The sequence below is a fragment of the Psychrobacter sp. CAL346-MNA-CIBAN-0220 genome (assembly GCF_040309805.1).
Taxonomy (GTDB): Bacteria; Pseudomonadota; Gammaproteobacteria; order Pseudomonadales; family Moraxellaceae; genus Psychrobacter.
The window spans coordinates 1-259 of sequence record NZ_JBEOPF010000443.1 but is presented as its reverse complement, the minus strand read 5'-3'; the positions used below and the strand labels follow the sequence as shown (position 1 = coordinate 259).

The window sequence follows — 259 nt, the reverse complement described above, 5'->3', positions numbered from 1 at the left end:
GTGCTGATGCACCAATGAGGACACGATAAGTGACCTCTCTAGTCGCGCCAGCCTCTAAGTTACCTAGGTTTAGGACTTGGTATTTGCCTTCTGCTTTGAACTCAGTGGTCTGTGGTTGATTGACATTGATAGTCGTCGTAGGAGTAACGCGAGCGCTACCTACTACATAGTCAAAACCACGGGGCAGAGCATCTTTTAGCTGCACATCGTAAGCAGTAGAGCCACTATTATTGCTAACGTTAATCGTATAGCTAACATA

General features: G+C 45.9%; 1 protein-coding gene. It reads right to left on the bottom strand.

The genetic code is table 11. The annotated features are described in order from the left end of the window. The coding region (locus AAEY88_RS14305; RefSeq protein WP_350563458.1) for a hypothetical protein at positions 1 to 259 on the bottom strand (259 nt) is incomplete at both ends.